General features: G+C 59.5%; 12 protein-coding genes. 1 reads left to right on the top strand and 11 read right to left on the bottom strand.

Annotation, left to right across the window (positions count from 1 at the left end; genetic code table 11):
• Window positions 1–19: 19 nt before the first annotated feature.
• From CKW07_RS05720 to puuE, 9 genes are all read right to left on the bottom strand, one after another.
• A complete protein-coding gene (locus CKW07_RS05720) occupies window positions 20–874 on the bottom strand; it encodes a pirin family protein (RefSeq protein ID WP_095143984.1) in 855 nt (284 codons plus the stop codon).
• A 210-nt stretch (window positions 875–1,084) separates the two neighbouring features.
• Window positions 1,085–1,870, bottom strand: coding sequence for an outer membrane protein OmpK (locus CKW07_RS05715; RefSeq protein WP_095143983.1), 786 nt, complete (start codon window positions 1,868–1,870; stop codon window positions 1,085–1,087).
• Window positions 1,871–2,254: 384 nt separating this feature from the next.
• Complete coding sequence (locus CKW07_RS05710; RefSeq protein WP_095143982.1) at window positions 2,255–3,040, bottom strand: outer membrane protein OmpK; 786 nt, start codon at window positions 3,038–3,040, stop codon at window positions 2,255–2,257.
• Window positions 3,041–3,187: 147 nt separating this feature from the next.
• A complete protein-coding gene (locus tag CKW07_RS05705; protein ID WP_095143981.1) occupies window positions 3,188–4,546 on the bottom strand; it encodes a nucleobase:cation symporter-2 family protein in 1,359 nt (452 codons plus the stop codon).
• Window positions 4,547–4,688: 142 nt separating this feature from the next.
• Entirely contained in the window at window positions 4,689–5,990 is a 1,302-nt protein-coding gene (locus CKW07_RS05700; RefSeq protein ID WP_095143980.1) for a urate hydroxylase PuuD, read from the bottom strand.
• Window positions 5,991–6,040: 50 nt separating this feature from the next.
• Window positions 6,041–6,544 carry an ureidoglycolate lyase gene (locus tag CKW07_RS05695; RefSeq protein ID WP_007898831.1) on the bottom strand — a complete coding sequence of 168 codons (504 nt, stop codon included), beginning with the start codon at window positions 6,542–6,544 and terminating at the stop codon, window positions 6,041–6,043.
• Between the two features lie 147 nt (window positions 6,545–6,691).
• Entirely contained in the window at window positions 6,692–7,687 is a 996-nt protein-coding gene (gene alc, locus CKW07_RS05690) for an allantoicase (protein ID WP_095143979.1), read from the bottom strand.
• A gap of 89 nt (window positions 7,688–7,776) precedes the next feature.
• The gene (gene uraD, locus CKW07_RS05685) at window positions 7,777–8,292 is read right to left on the bottom strand and encodes a 2-oxo-4-hydroxy-4-carboxy-5-ureidoimidazoline decarboxylase (protein WP_095143978.1); all 516 of its coding nucleotides are present in this window, start codon (window positions 8,290–8,292) and stop codon (window positions 7,777–7,779) included.
• Window positions 8,289–9,215, bottom strand: a complete 927-nt coding sequence (gene puuE / locus CKW07_RS05680) for an allantoinase PuuE (protein WP_095143977.1) — start codon at window positions 9,213–9,215, stop codon at window positions 8,289–8,291. The genes uraD and puuE overlap by 4 nt, the downstream gene beginning before the upstream one ends.
• A 435-nt stretch (window positions 9,216–9,650) precedes the next feature.
• Between puuE and uraH the strand changes: the two genes are divergently transcribed.
• Window positions 9,651–10,004, top strand: a complete 354-nt coding sequence (gene uraH, locus CKW07_RS05675) for a hydroxyisourate hydrolase (protein ID WP_095078352.1) — start codon at window positions 9,651–9,653, stop codon at window positions 10,002–10,004.
• A gap of 168 nt (window positions 10,005–10,172) precedes the next feature.
• Here the strand turns inward: uraH and CKW07_RS05670 are convergent, their stop codons facing one another.
• Together CKW07_RS05670 and CKW07_RS05665 are read right to left on the bottom strand one after the other, a co-directional pair.
• Window positions 10,173–10,799 (bottom strand): LysE family translocator, encoded by a 627-nt coding sequence (locus tag CKW07_RS05670; protein WP_095143976.1) that lies wholly within the window; start codon window positions 10,797–10,799, stop codon window positions 10,173–10,175.
• A 97-nt stretch (window positions 10,800–10,896) separates the two neighbouring features.
• Window positions 10,897–12,246: an NCS2 family permease gene (locus tag CKW07_RS05665; protein WP_095078350.1), complete on the bottom strand. Its 1,350-nt coding sequence runs from the start codon at window positions 12,244–12,246 to the stop codon at window positions 10,897–10,899.
• Window positions 12,247–12,467 lie beyond the last annotated feature (221 nt).

The following is a 12,467-nucleotide window of genomic DNA, read 5'->3' as shown; positions in this document are numbered from 1 at the left end:
GTTGCAGGCGTGGAACACCTCAGGCAGTCAGCCGGTCATCACGAAAATCCCGGAGCGCCTGTTCGATCTCGTCCCGGGTGTTCATCACAAACGGTCCGTACTGCACGATAGGCTCACCCAGTGGCTTGCCAGCCATCAACAGCACGCGGGCTCCTGACGGGCTGCTCAGGTGTACTGTCCCTTTATCCGACAAACGGACCAGTTTACTGGCGGCCACACTGTGCGGATGGCCCTGCAATTGGATGCTGCCTTCGTAGACATACAGCAGCGCCCGATGCCCGTCCGGCAGTTCTGGCGTGATGTGGCTGCCGGCTGGCAGGTGCAGGTCGAGGTAGTGGGGTTCAGTGTCTGGCCGTTGTACCGCGCCAGCCTGTTTGACCGCACCCTCTTCGAACAGGCCGGCGATCACTACCACCTCGACACCTTGCGCGGTTTTCACGCGTGGCAGCTCGGCCGGTGGAATGTCGCGATAACCGGCCGGGTCGAGTTTGTGCTTGCCCGGCAGGTTCAGCCACAGCTGGAAGCCACGCATCACGCCTTGTTCCTGCTCCGGCATTTCGCTGTGGATGATGCCTTTGGCCGCCGTCATCCATTGCACGCCACCGCTTTGCAGCAAACCGACGTTGCCCAGGTGGTCTTCATGGCGCATCCGGCCTTCGAGCATATAGGTCACGGTTTCGAAACCACGGTGCGGGTGAGGTGGGAAACCGGCGATATAGTCGTCGGGATTTTCCGAGCCGAATTCATCGAGCATCAGAAACGGATCGAAGCGCTCGACCCCCGGGCCACCGAAGACGCGAGTGAGTTTGACCCCGGCACCATCAGACGCGGGTTGGCCGGTGTGCAGGCTGAGTACTGTGCGAAATGACGTCATGGGTGCAATCCCTTGAAAGAATGGAATGGCGCCATGCTATGCCAGTCATATCGATCAATGGTTGCGAATTTTGCGATGGTTTAATCAGTTTTTTAGATGTAGATCATTCCCGCGCAGCGCAGGGGAATGATCCATCACCGCCGGCATGGCCCCTTGCACTCGATGCGCTTGTGTAGGGGGCGGCCGGAGACTCGATCTGGCTGAGCCGGATCAGAAGTGCACTTTCACCAGGAAGCTGGTCACGCTCTGGTCGGTCTTGAAGCCTTGGCTGTCTTCGATACCGTACTTGTTTTTCCAGTAGTCGTATTCGACACCCACGTACAGCTGTTTCTCGCCAAAATGCAACGCCTTGCCCAGGTCGTACTTGATCTGTGGGTTGAAGTGCAGGTTGGCGTGGTATTCACCTTTGTCGTTCACGTCGTTGTCGACCACCCAGTCCATGAAGCCGTCGATCAGTACGTCAGAGCTGCCCATTGGAATGGTGTAGGACCAGACCGGAGTGACCTGCCAGACATCGTCACCCGGGCGACCACCTTCGGTATGGCGGTTGTAGAAGTTCAGCTGGAAGTAGTCAAAGCCCGGAATCGCCAGGTCGAAGCCTGGACCGATCAGGTAGGACTCGGTGTCGTCTTCGCCAAACTCATAGGTCATGGCCAGCAGGACGTCCTTGATCGGGCCGAATTCGAATTTCTGGTCGAAGATCTTGCCGAACGACAGGCGCGGTTGGAGTTCGCCGTAGTGGCTGTTCTCACCCGCGAAGGCATCCTCTTTACCGTTGTAGAAAATCTTGTCGATGAAGAAGAAGTTGTCGCCGTACTTCCAGGCATCGGCGTGCTCGAACGTCACGGTCTGCTGGATACGCGGGTTGACTTGAAAGTCTTTGCCGTAGAGGTAACTCAGGCTGTTGTTCTGCCACAGCAGCAGATCTTCGGCCATTGCCTGGCCCCCTGCCAGCAAGGATCCCGCGAGCATCAGGCTAGCGCACATACGTTTCATTCGGTTGCTCCCAAAGTAGGTGGTTCCACGTTTTTTTTGTCAGACGGCGCTCTGGTGTGGCGCCTTTTCTCGATGCTGCAAAAATCATCCAATCGATCAGCTTCAGAGCTCCCGGCAAATGCTGGGCCAAGGCTTTTAAAAAGCAAAAGAACGCCAGCCCGGCTGTTCGAAAACAGTCGGTCAAGCGTCCATTCGGCGTTTAGTAGACTCTGCCTCGTGACCGTCCAGGGCCGGGATAAGTTGGCTTTCTGGTCAGGATTTTGATCCGGGCTTTTTTTTAGACCAGATTCAGACGGCCGCGGAGAATACTGGCTCCCGCGCCATGGCTCAAGCGCCTCGCAACGGAGCACCGATAACAGGCCTGGGGCATCGTTGCGGGCCATTCTAGAAGTGCACCTTGACCAGCAGGCTGGCGGTGTTTTGGTTGGTGTCCAGGTTCGAGCTGTGCTCGACGCCGTACTTGTCTTTCCAGTAGCTGTACTCGGCACCGACATAGAGCTGTTTCTCGCGGCCGTTCAGTGCCTTGCCCAGGTCGTACTTGATCTGTGGATTGAGGTGCAGGTTGGCGTGGTACGTGCCGCGCGAGTTCTGGTCGTTGTCCACCACCCAATCGAGGTATCCATCGATCAGGACGTTGGAGCGGCCGACAGGGATGGTGTAGGACCAGGTCGGCGTAATCTGCCAGACGCCGTCGCCAGGGCGCGGACCTTCGGTCTGGCGACGGTAAAAGTTCAGCGTGACGTAGTTGAAGCCAGGCACGGCGAGGTCGAAGCCGGGACCGATCAGGTAGGCCTCGCTTTCGCCTTCGCCGTATTCATAGGTCATGGCCAGCAGCACGTCCTTGATCGGGCCGTACTGCAGTTTCTGGTCGAAGATCTTGCCCGCGGACAGGCGTGGGCTGAACTCGCCGTAAAAGCTGTGGGGACCTTTGTTGGGGTCTTGCTGGCCGTTGTAGAAAATCTTGTCGACGAACAGAAAGGTGTCGCCGTACTTCCAGCGGTCGGCGTGCTCGAAGGTCACCGTCTGCTGGATCGAGGGGTTGATTGCAAAATTCTTGCCGTACAGGTAGCTCAGGCTGTTGGTCTGCCACAGCAGCAAGTCCCCGGCCATGGCCTGGGTGGCCGCGAACAGTGTGCCGCTCAAGAGCAGGCTTGAAGGTGTACGTAACATGGTGTTGCTCCCTGATTATTCTTATTTTTAATGCGCAGGCAGCCGCCGACTGCGACCGGATCGGCTGCCGGTCTGCCTGTCATGCGTGTACGTCGTCTTGCGGGTCGAGCGGTGAAAAGGGCGGCCATTGCGCCGCCCGTCAATCGATCAATGGGCGTTTGCGTGACAATCGTTGATAGCCGCGCGTTCGCTACCGCCGAGGATGTTGAACAACAGGTTCAGCGTCAGCGCGCTGAGGGTGGCCATGGCAATGCCGCTGTGGGTGATCGGGCTCATCCACAACGGCAAGTGGGCGAAGAAGTCCGGGCGAACCACGGGAATCAGGCCCATGCCGATACTCACCGCGACCAGCAGTTGATTGCGACGGTCGGCGATGTCGGCTTCCTGGAGGATCTTGATCCCGGTGGCCGCGACCATGCCGAACATGGCGATCGCCGCGCCGCCGAGTACCGCCGGTGGAATCGAGGCTACCAGGAAGGCCGCTTTGGGCAGCAGGCTGAGCAGAATCAGCAACCCGCCGGCGACGATGGTCACCGAGCGGCAACGCACGCCGGTCATCTGTACCAGGCCGATGTTCTGGGCGAACGAGGAGTGGGTGAAGGTGTTGAGGAAGCCGGCGAAGAAGGAGGCGCCGGCGTCACACAGCAAGCCGCGGCGCAGCATGCGGGGGCAGACTTCCTGGCCGGTGATCTTGCCCAGTGCCAGGAACATCCCGGTGGACTCGACGAAGATGATCACCACCACCAGGCACATCGACAGGATCGGCGCCAGGTGGAACTGCGGCATGCCAAAGTGCAGCGGCGTGACCACCTGAACCCAGGGAGCCTGCGCCATGCCACTGAGGTCGACCATGCCGATCACACCGCAGAGGATGTAGCCCAGGCCCATGCCGATCAGCACTGAAATGTTGACCCAGAAACCGCGCATGAAGCGGTGGATCAACAGGATGGTGCCCAGTACCAGGGCGGCGATGGCCAGGTAAACGGGAGAGCCGAACTCTGCCGCGGCGTTGCCACCGCCGGCCCAGTTGACGGCGACGGGGAACAGCGACAAACCGATCGAGGTGATGACGGTGCCGGTCACCAGGGGAGGGAAGAAGCGCACCACTTTGGACATGAACGGTGCGATGAGCATGCCGAAGAACCCGGCGGCGATGGTTGCGCCGAAGATTCCCTGCAGGCCGATACCGGGCATGCCGGCCATGGCCACCATGCTGCCGACGGCGGCAAAACTGGCGCCCATCATCACCGGCATGCGGATCCCCATGGGGCCTATCCCCAGGGATTGCACGATGGTGGCGATACCGGCGACGAGCAGGTCGGCATTGATCAGGAAGGCGATTTCTTCACGACTCAGGCCGGCGGCCTGTCCGATGATCAGCGGAACCGCGATGGCTCCGCCGTACATCAGCAGAACATGTTGCAGACCTACCAGGATCAGTTGCAACACAGGCAATCGCTGGATAGCGGGTGCGTCGGGGATGCGCGCTTCGGATGACACGGACATGCAACACCTCGGATCTTTTTTATTCTTGTGATTTTGTGCATCAGGCAACCGCTGTGCGGTTGATCACGGGCAGCCGGATCACCGCCCCCACAGGTCTGGGTCATCCCTGTGGGGGCGAGCTGCCCGCGATGTTTTCAGCTACTTAAGGGGTCAAAGCTCCCTGAGCGATCCAGGCGCCGATCAGGTCACGTTCCTGCTGGGTCATCTGGGTGATGTTGCCCAGTGGCATGATCTGGGTGGCCACGGCCTGGGCCTGAATGCGCGCGGCGTTCTGGCGGATCTGTTCCGGGGTATCGAACATCACGCCAGCCGGTGCCGCGCTGAACAGCGGGCTGGTGGGCTTGGCCGAGTGGCAGACCGAGCAACGTTCCTGAATCACGCTGTGCACCTTGTCGAAGGCCGGACCTGTGTTGGATGCCTGGGCGGGTGCTGGCGCAGGGGCGGCGGCCGGTGCGGTTTCAGCGGGTTTTGCGCCACCACCGACAGCGGTTTCCGGCAGCGGCTGGTACTCGATCTTCGCCGCAGACTTGGCCACGTCCGGGTTCATCATCGGCGCAGGGCCGGTGACGTACGCCAGGCTGATCATGCCCACCGCTGCCACCGGTAAGGTCCAGGCAAACTTGTGGCTGTCGTGACGGGTGTTGAAGTAGTGGCGTACCAACACGGCCAACACGGCGATCCCGGCCAGGATCAACCAGTTGTACTGGCTGCCGTAGGTGCTCGGGAAGTGGTTGCTGATCATGATGAACAGCACCGGCAAGGTGAAGTAGTTGTTGTGACGCGAACGCAGCAGGCCTTTGGCCGGCAGGGCCGGATCCGGCGTGCGGTTCTCGGCAATCGCCGCTACCAGTGCGCGCTGCGCCGGCATGATGATGCGGAACACGTTACCCACCATGATGGTGCCGATGATGGCGCCAACGTGCAGGTAGGCACCCCGACCACTGAACACTTTGCTGAAGCCGTAGGCGGCGCCGATGATCAGTACGAACAGGATTCCACCTAGCAGGGCAGGGCGTTTGCCCAGGGCCGAGTCGCACAGGAAGGAGTAGACAAACCAGCCGACGAACAGCGAGCCGAGGCCCAGCAGTACGCCTTCAGGGCCGCTCAGGCTGCTGCCAGGGGCCAGCAGGTACAGGGTCGGGTTGGAGTAGAACACCACGCACAGCAGTGCGACCCCCGATAACCAGGTGAAGTAGGCTTCCCATTTGAACCAGTGCAGGTTGTCCGGCATGGTCGGTGGAGCCAGCTTGTATTTTTCCAGGTGGTAGATCCCGCCACCGTGAATCGCCCAGAGATCGCCGGCCAGGCCGCTCTTCGGGTTGACCCGGTTGAGGTTGTTTTCCAGCCAGACGAAATAGAACGACGCGCCGATCCAGGCCACGCCAGTGATCATGTGAACCCAGCGCACGCTCAGGTTCAGCCATTCCAACAGATGTGCTTCCACAGTCTTTACCTCTCGCCTGTCACTCTGTTGTCGAGTGATCAGACCTTCTCTTATTGGTGGGGGGCAAGGATCAAACGCTCATCCTCTTTGAAAAAATGCTCATCGCAGTTATTGCCTGTGCCACTGCGATCAACCACCAGGAAGTCATCCCGCTTTTCGATCGTCAGCACCGGGTGGTGCCAGACGCCGCGATGGTAATTAATGCCCTGCCTGCCGTTGGTGACGAAGGCGCGGACCAAGCCTGATACAGGTTCATCGCCAAGTGGCGCGACCACGATCAGAAAGGGGTTGCCGAGCAGCGGAATGAAAGCCTGGCTGCCCAGCGGATGGCGCTCCAGCATGCAGACGGTCAGCGGCATGTCCTGCGCGTCGGCGCGGAAGATGCTGATGATCGCCTTATCCTCTGGCGTGGCGGTTTCGACCGTCGCCAGTTTGTGAAAGCGCATGGTCGAACCGTTGTTGATCATGAAGTGATCGCTGCCGTCGGTTTCGATGACGTCACCGAAAGGGGCGAAGGCTTCTTTGGTCAAGGGTTCAATCGTTAGTGTGCGCATGCTGTTCTTCTTAATTTGTTTAGGTGTTGATGATTCTTTGTAGGAGCGAGCTTGCTCGCGATGGTCGTCAACGATAACGCGTGCATCCAGGATGAACGCGGTGTCCTTGGGTTTTTCGCGAGCAAGCTCGCTCCTACAGGCTCAGCATTACTTGGCGACCTTGCCCAATACCCGCAGGCGGCTCACACCACCGTCCGGGAACACGTTCAGGCGGATGTGGGTGATCGGGCCCAGGGCCTTGATCTGCTCGGCGAAGGTGTGTTCGGCGTGCATTTCCAGCTTCTGGCTTGGCAGCAGTTCACGCCAGAACAGCGACTGGGTTTCGATCTGGCTGTCGGTGCCGCCCTTGACGAACGCGCCCTGGATCGAGCAGGTGTCCGGGTAGTTGCCCTTGAAGTGCAGGGTGTCGACGACGATTTTTTCGATCTCGCCCGGATGGCCCAGCGCGACGATGACCCAGTCATTGCCCGGGGTGCGACGACGGGCGGTTTCCCAGCCATCGCCCATGTTGATGCCACGGCCCGGGTTGAGGATGTTGCTCATGCGGCCGAAGTGTTCATCGGAGCAGGCCAGGGCGCGACCACCGTTCAGGGCGGCAGCCAGGTCAACCTGTTCGTTATCGCCCACTGCCGACCAGTCGCGGAACGGAACGCCATACACGCGCAGACGGGCTACGCCACCGTCCGGGTAGATGTTGAAACGCAGGTGGCTGAACGCCTGGTCGTTGTTGATTTCGTGGTAGTGGTGGCTGTTGCCTTGCAACTCGACGGCCGACAGCACTTCAACCCACTGGGTGTTTTCGTTTGGCTCGCCGCTCGCCAGGAAGCAGGCTTCCAGGGAGGCAGATGGCGGGAAGTTGCCGGTGAAGAATGAAGTGTCGATGTCCACGCCCTTGATCGAGCCCGGTACGCCCAGGCGGATCACCGCGCTGTCGTAGCCTTCGAAGCGCTTGCGGCGCGACTCCCAGCCGTCCATCCACTTGCCGTTGTCATCGAACACGCCCTCCTTCCACACGGCCGGGGTCGGTTGGAACAGACGGTTGGCGTCTGCGAACCAGTCATCGGTGACCGAGATGATTTTGGTGCCCAGGCGGGCGTCGGCCAGGTTGACGAACTTCTCGAAAGGTACGGCGTAAGCTTTCATTCTTCTTGTCTGCCTTTAAATAAGTGGCTTGGGATGCTTGCGAGGCTCTGGTTGATTTCGGCGTTCATGAAATCGCAGGGCCAGGCTTGCTATAGGGTCAGTAATCGGAACAGGGCGATCTTGTTGATCTCTGCCAGCGCGCATTTGAACTCGGTGTCGACCGGGTTGTGGATACGCGTTTCGAACGCTGCGAGGATCTGATGCCGGTTGCTGCCTTTTACCGCCATGATGAAGGGAAACTTGAACTTGGCTTTATAGGCGTCGTTCAGCTCGGTGAAGCGAGAAAACTCTTCGGCCGTGCATTGGTGAATACCGGCGCCGGCTTGTTCATTGGTGCTGGCTTCGGTCAGTTGACCCTGGACGGCGGCTTTGCCGGCCAGGTCCGGGTGAGCGTTGATCAGGGCCAACTGGCGGTCATGATCGGCGCTCAACAGGATGTCGCTCATGCGCTGGTGCAGGGTTTCGATCTCGTCGATCGAAGCGTCCTGGCCCAGGTCGAAGGCCTTTTCGGCGACCCATGGCGAGTGTTCATAGATATCGGCGAAGGCGTTGACGAACGCGTCGCGGCCCAGGGTCGATGGCTTCAGGGTTTGGAAGTGGCTCATTCTGCAGGCCCTTGGTACGGGTGGGTTGCTTGCCAGTGACGAGCGATGTCAACGCGACGGCTGAACCACACCTGTTCATGGCTTTTAGCGTATTCGATAAAGCGCTTGAGCGAGGCCAGACGCGCCGGACGGCCGATCAGGCGGCAATGCAGGCCGATCGAGAGCATCTTCGGGGCCTCGGCACCTTCGGCGTACAGCACGTCGAAGGCGTCCTTGAGGTACTCGAAGAAGTCGTCGCCCTTGTTGAAACCCTGGACCTGGGTAAAGCGCATGTCGTTGGTGTCCAGAGTGTACGGGATCACCAGATGCGGCTTGCCGGTCGGGTTGTTCGGTTCCCAGTAGGGCAGGTCGTCGTCGTAGGTGTCGCAGTCGTAGAGGAAACCGCCTTCTTCCATCACCAGCTTGCGGGTGTTGGGGCCCGTGCGACCGGTGTACCAGCCCAGCGGACGCTCGCCGGTGATTTCGGTGAGGATGCGGATGGCTTCGAGCATGTGCTCGCGCTCTTGCGCTTCGTCCATGTACTGGTAGTCGATCCAGCGGTAACCGTGGCTGCAGATTTCGTGACCGGCCTCGACCATGGCGCGGATCACGTCCGGGTGGCGCTGGGCGGCCATGGCCACGGCGAAGACGGTCAGGGGGATGTCGAATTCCTTGAACAGTTTCAGGATCCGCCAGACGCCGGCACGGCTGCCATACTCGTACAAGGATTCCATGCTCATGTTGCGCGCGCCTTGCAGCGGTTGCGCCGAGACCATTTCCGAGAGGAAGGCTTCCGACTCCTTGTCACCGTGCAGGATGTTGCGCTCGCCACCTTCCTCGTAGTTGAGCACGAAGGACAGGGCGATGCGGGCATTGCCCGGCCAGTGTGGATGGGGAGGGTTACTGCCGTAACCGATCAGGTCGCGTGGGTAATCAGCGCTCACTGCAGTCTTCCTTCTTGTTCGAGTTTGCTTATTCGCGATAAGGGTGGTGTGGCGGCCTGGTGGTGAGGTGACAGGCTGGCGTCACAGCGATGGATTGATTGTATACAACTTTATGTGCGCTTTGTAAGCCTGAATTTTTGCATTTTTCACCAACTGTCATCTTCAGGTGGTACTGCAATAAACCTGCCTGAGTGGTCAGCTATTAGATGAGGGGTCGTTGCAGCGCATGGTTTAGCGGATGATTGGTATGAAAGCCCGGTTGGTCGGGGCGCGTAGAAAAATGTCGTTTTTATTGTGTACAATTTTTTTGAAAAGTGTCTTAATCAGTCGCTCGCCGCCGCTTTCGGTGCTCCGAAAGGGTGCGGTCTCCTTTTTAACTGACTCCGGGAGGCGCGGAGCCTGGCTGCTGTGCACGCAGGCAGGCGCGCAGAATCAATGGGACGTTTGACTACACACGTTTTGGACGCAGCACACGGTTGCCCGGGCAGCTCGATCAAGGTCGAGTTGTACCGCGTTGAAGGTTCGCAGCTGGAATTGGTCGCCAGCGCACTGACCAACAGCGACGGCCGTTGCGATGCGCCTTTGTTGCAAGGCGATGACTACCGCTCCGGGGTCTATCAGCTGCAGTTTCATGCCGGCGACTACTACCGCGCTCGCGGTGTGCAACTGCCGGAACCAGCGTTTCTGGATGTGGTGGTGCTGCGCTTCGGCATCTCGGCAGAGCAGGATCACTACCATGTGCCGTTGCTGATCTCGCCGTATAGCTATTCGACCTACAGAGGAAGCTAGATCTCCCCCAAGAATCTGCGCAAAAAGCTTCTTTGGTCTTTCGCCCGCTCACACTGCGGGCTTTTTTTCGTCTGTGGAAATGTAGTGCCTGGACCGTCGCTTTTGCTGGCAAGCCAGCTCTACAGGTATTGCACGGGTCCTGTAGGCGTTGGCTTGCCAACGATGCTCTTAGCGGCTCAACAGCGATGCAGTACCCGCTCCGCTGAACAACCCGGCACTGACCCGGTTGAACCAGCTCTGGCCCTTGCCGCTTCGCAGGTAGCGCGCCGCGCCGTGGGCACCGAGACCGTAGGCCAGCTTGCAGCACAGGTCGAGCAGGGTCCAGGTAAGGATCATGATCAGCAATTGCGGTAGGAAGGGTTGTTGCGCCGTGAGGAACTGCGGCAGGAAGGCGGCAAAAAACAGGATGTCCTTCGGATTGCTCGCGCCCAGTACAAACGCGCGTCCGAACAGCGCCCGAAAACGCGGAACCGCTGCCGCTTGCGGGACTTCAGTGGCGTGAGCCGGTTGCCGTGATTGCTGCCAGCTCTGCCAGGCGAGGTAGAACAGGTACAGCGCACCGACAATCTTCAGGGCGCTGAACAGCTGCTCCGACGCCAGCAGCAGGGCGCCGAGGCCCAGCGCCGATGCGCTCAACAGGCAGATCGAGGCGAACACCCCGCCGAGAAACGCCGGGTAGGAACGGCGCAAGCCGTAATTCAAGCTGTTGCTGATCATCAGCAACGACAAGGGGCCCGGGATCAGGATGACCACCAGGGCAGCGCCACTGAACAGCAGCCAGGTTTCCAGACTCATTACTTTCCTCCATTTATGCAAAAGCCCCACCCGACCGGGTGAGGCGTTTAAAGCACCAGGCTGCGGGCGTTTCGCCGCAGCCGACAGTGCGTCCTACCTACAAGAAAATGAACTTGGCAATGAAGATCGCGCACAGGACCCACAGGCTGACCGAGATTTCCTTGTGTTTACCGGTACCGGCCTTGAGCACCACGTAGGTGATAAAGCCCAGGGCGATACCATCGGCTACCGAAAAGGTCAGCGGCATCATGATTGCGGTGACGATCGCTGGAATGCTGTCGGTGGCATCGCTCCATTTGATGTGCTCCATGCCGCCCATCATCAGCATCGCCACATAAATCAGTGCGCCAGCGGTGGCGTAGGCGGGAATCATCCCGGCCAGCGGTGCGAAGAACATCGCCGCAATAAATAGCACGCCAACGGTTACCGCGGTAAGACCTGTCCGACCACCCGCGGCCACACCCGCGGCGCTTTCTACATAGCTGGTGACTGGCGGCACACCGACCACCGCGCCAAATACGCTGGAAGCGCTGTCGGCTTTCATGGCACGGGAGAGGTTTTCGATCTTGCCGTCTTCACCGACCAGATTGGCGCGCTGGGCGACGCCCATCAAGGTACCGGCCGTGTCGAACATGTGCACGAAGAGGAACGCCAGCACCACGCTGATCATGCTGACGTTGAACACGCCGGCAACGTTCATGGCCATCCAGGTCGGGGCCAGGCTGGGTGGAGCGGACATGATCCCTTCGTAATGCACCAGGCCCAGGCCCCAACCGGCCAGGGTCACAGTGATGATACTGATGAGGATTGCACCGAACACGCGGTGGTAGCTCAGTACGGCGATCATCAGGAAGCAGATGGCCGCGAGCAGCGGGCCGGGCTCGCGCAGGGAGCCGAGTTTGATCAAGGTCGCCGGGCTGTCGACAACGATGCCGGCGGTTTTCAAACCGATCAGCCCCAGAAACAGGCCCACACCGGCACCCATGGCGAAGCGCAGGCTCACCGGAATGCTATTGAGCAGCCATTCACGGATCCGGGAGAACGTCAGAATCATGAACAACACACCGGACACGAACACTGCGCCCAGTGCGGTTTCCCAGTTGTAGCCCATGGTGCCGACCACGGTGTAGGTGAAGAATGCGTTCAAGCCCATGCCCGGTGCCAGGCCGACCGGCCAGTTGGCGTACAGGCCCATCAACAGGCAACCGAGTGCCGCGGCGATACAGGTCGCGACGAAGGCCGCGCCGTGGTCAATCCCGGCATCGGCCATGATGTTGGGGTTGACGAAAATGATGTAGGCCATGGTGATGAAGGTAGTAAGACCTGCAATCAGCTCGGTCTTCACCGTGGTGCCATGCAAGCTGAGTTTAAACAGGCGCTCCAGCCAGCCAGTGCGTAAAGGCGGCGAGAGATCCAGCGTCGATGCTTCGGATTTGCGGCTTTCCACAGCGAGTACTCCTCAAGAGTTTTATTGTTATTTCCAGAGCCGGACACGCAAGGAGGGCAGCGGCTCTTTGAGGCACTTGCGAATTTGTTGACTATTCGGTCAGGAACTCGCACGAAGCGAATTATGCTTTTGTATACAAAGAAAGCAAATAATGTTTTTGATTTTGTCGACGAAAAGATCGGCAATAGGGATATATCGCCGGTCTAGACGTGTTTGCCGTG

This window comes from Pseudomonas sp. Irchel s3b6 (assembly GCF_900187415.1).
Classification (GTDB): domain Bacteria; phylum Pseudomonadota; class Gammaproteobacteria; order Pseudomonadales; family Pseudomonadaceae; genus Aquipseudomonas.
Note: the sequence above shows the minus strand (reverse complement) of the source record. Positions and strands in the feature narration are given on the sequence as shown.

Excerpts from the sequence above, each read along its gene's own strand:
- CKW07_RS05705 (WP_095143981.1), bottom strand. The coding sequence starts at position 4,546 with ATGTCCGTGTCATCCGAAGCGCGCATCCCCGACGCACCCGCTATCCAG.
- uraH (WP_095078352.1), top strand. The coding sequence starts at position 9,651 with ATGGGACGTTTGACTACACACGTTTTGGACGCAGCACACGGTTGCCCG.
- CKW07_RS05670 (WP_095143976.1), bottom strand. The coding sequence starts at position 10,799 with ATGAGTCTGGAAACCTGGCTGCTGTTCAGTGGCGCTGCCCTGGTGGTC.
- alc (WP_095143979.1), bottom strand. The coding sequence starts at position 7,687 with ATGAAAGCTTACGCCGTACCTTTCGAGAAGTTCGTCAACCTGGCCGAC.
- CKW07_RS05710 (WP_095143982.1), bottom strand. The coding sequence starts at position 3,040 with ATGTTACGTACACCTTCAAGCCTGCTCTTGAGCGGCACACTGTTCGCG.
- CKW07_RS05720 (WP_095143984.1), bottom strand. The coding sequence starts at position 874 with ATGACGTCATTTCGCACAGTACTCAGCCTGCACACCGGCCAACCCGCG.
- uraD (WP_095143978.1), bottom strand. The coding sequence starts at position 8,292 with ATGAGCCACTTCCAAACCCTGAAGCCATCGACCCTGGGCCGCGACGCG.
- CKW07_RS05715 (WP_095143983.1), bottom strand. The coding sequence starts at position 1,870 with ATGAAACGTATGTGCGCTAGCCTGATGCTCGCGGGATCCTTGCTGGCA.
- CKW07_RS05695 (WP_007898831.1), bottom strand. The coding sequence starts at position 6,544 with ATGCGCACACTAACGATTGAACCCTTGACCAAAGAAGCCTTCGCCCCT.